Annotated in this window: 2 pseudogenes; both read right to left on the reverse strand. The window is 75.7% G+C overall.

Annotation, left to right across the window (positions count from 1 at the left end):
- Positions 1-89: 89 nt before the first annotated feature.
- Positions 90-2,112 (reverse strand): annotated as a pseudogene (locus RKE29_RS29250) (nitrate- and nitrite sensing domain-containing protein); the annotation flags it as partial.
- Between the two features lie 285 nt (positions 2,113-2,397).
- A pseudogene (locus RKE29_RS29255) lies at positions 2,398-2,527 on the reverse strand (ATP-binding protein); the annotation flags it as partial.

Here is a 2,527-nt window from a genome sequence, read left to right on the forward strand (position 1 = left end):
CCGGACGCCGGCTCCGCGGCCGCCACGGCCGGCCCGGCGCCCGCCGGGCCCTCGGCGGCCGTGTCCCGCGCCGCCCCGGGGCCGTCGCCCGTGAGCGCGACCGGCAGCATGACCAGCGACGTCGTGCCCTGGCCGGTGGGGGAGGGCCGCAGCTGCACCCGGATTCCGTGCCGGATGGCGAGCCGCCCGACCACGAAGAGCCCCATGTGCCGCGTCACTCCGACGTCGACGGCGGGCGGCTGGGCCAGCGAGCGGTTGATCTCCGCAATGCTCTCGGAGGTCAGCCCGATGCCGCTGTCGCTGATCTCGACGACGACCCGGCCGTCGGCCAGGGCCGTGGCGCCCACCCGGACCGCGGTGTGCGGCGAGGAGAACGACAGCGCGTTCTCCATCAGCTCGGCGAGCAGGTGCACCAGGTCGGCCACGGCGTTGCCGTGGATCTCCGTCGCGGGCACGCCGGCCAGCTCCACCCGCTCGTACGCGTCCACCTCAGAGGAGGCGGCGCGCACCACGTCCACCAGGGCCAGCGGCCGGTTCCAGCGGCGGCCCGGCTCCTCGCCCGCCAGGATCAGCAGGTTCTCGCCGTTGCGGCGCATGCGGGTGGCCAGGTGGTCGATCCGGAAGAGGCTCGCGAGCTGGTCCGGGTCGGCCTCCCGGCTCTCCAGCTCGGAGATGATGGTCAGCTGCCGCTCGATGAGGCCCTGGTTGCGGCCGGAGAGGTTGGCGAAGATCGCGTTGACGTTGCCGCGCAGCAGCGCCTGCTCGGTGGCCAGCCGCACCGCCTCCCGGTGCACCTGCTCGAAGGNTGGCCAGCCGCACCGCCTCCCGGTGCACCTGCTCGAAGGCGCGCGCCACCTCGCCGATCTCGTCCCGGCTGGTGACCGGGATCGGCCGCACGCGCGTGTCCACCCGGCCCGGGTCGTTGCGGGAGAGCTGGTCGACCACCATCGGCAGCCGCTGCTCGGCGATCTCGAAGGCGGCGGTGCGCAGCTGCCGCATGCCGCGGCTCATCGAGCGGGCCATCAGGCCCGCGACCACGAAGGCGGCCAGCAGCGCGGTGAGCACCACCGCCGAGTTCAGGTAGGTGTCGCGCTCGCTGTTCGCGGAGATCCGCGCGGCCTCCGCCACCGCCTTGTCGGTGAGCTGCACCTCGACGTCCCGGTAGGCGGCGAAGGCGACCGTGGCGGCGTCGAACCACGCCGCCGGCGTGACGCCCCGCGCGGCCAGGCCGGACGGCGAGCCGCCGCCGGCGATCGCCCGCACCATGGCCTCCGCCGGGGGCGGCTCGGTGAACCTCCGGCCCGCCCGCTCGGCCGCCCGCCGCCGGTCGGCCGTCCGGGCGAGGGCCGCGCCGCGCTGCTCCGCGAGCGCCCGGTCCAGCCGCCGTACGTCACTGGGCGCCGCGCCCGAGCGGAACTCGTCGTCGGCGATCCGCGCCGCGATGCCGTAGCTGGTGAAGGTGGTGAGCTGGTCGCGCCGGGCCGTCGCGGACGGGCCGGGTGCGATCAGCAGGTGGGTGCCGACCGAGCGCTGAAGCGATTCGGCGGCCTTGGCCAGCGACAGCGCGTACACGGCGCGGCCATAGGAGGTGACGTTTCCGGTGCCCAGGCCCAGCTCGTTGGCGAACGCCATCAGCGGGTGCTGGACGGTGACGTACCCCTCCTCGGTCCGCACCCCGTCGGAGCCGGGCGTGTACGCGTACCGCCGCACCTCCGCCAGCCGCGGCTCGACCGCCCGGAACGCCCGCAGCCGCCGGGCCAGGCCCGGCGTGCCGGGGATGTCCCGGGCCTGCCGGTCGAAGGCGCGCGCGGCGGCGTCGGTGGCCGCGCGCGCGGTGCGCACCGCCTCCTGGCCGCCGCCGGGGTCCGGGTTCACCGCCGCGGAGGACCGGCTCAGCAGCGGCCGGGCGGTCACGTCCCGCTCGTCGATCAGCGCGTGCGCGTACCCCAGGGCCGCCCGCACCAGCCGGGCGGTGCGCTCGGCGTCCCGCGCCTCGCTCCACGTGGAGAGCGACGAGTCCACCCGCAGGCCGCCGAACAGCAGCGCGACCAGCACGGGGATGAGCAGGATCGCGTTCAGCCGGGTGGCGACCCGCCAGTTGCGGGGGGACAGCCGTCCGCCCGGGGGCCTGGGCGGCGGCCCGTCTAACGGCGCCGTCGTGCCCGGTGGCGGGGTGACGTTCCTGCGTGCCCGCCGACCGGGCCGCACTGCCCGCTCCGCTGCCCGCGCCTGCCTTCGCCTCACGCGTCCAACACCCTCCCGGCGTCGGCACGGCCCTTCCGTGCCGGTCCCAGCTCTGAGCCCTTCCTGCCCAGTCCGGTCGACTCCGGCACGTCGCCCGGCGGCTTTCCGCACCTCGGGTGACATCCACGCACGCCGGCCCGCTTACGTCCGCCGCTACTTCAGCCGCGCCATGAGGGCGTGTTCGACCAGGGTGATGAGGGCGCTTTTGGCTTCGCTGCGGTGGCGGGCGTCGGTGATGATGATCGGCGTGTCCGGCCCGATCTGGAGGGCTTCGCGGACTTCT

The organism is Streptomyces sp. B1866, assembly GCF_031932565.1.
Lineage (GTDB): Bacteria > Actinomycetota > Actinomycetes > Streptomycetales > Streptomycetaceae > Streptomyces.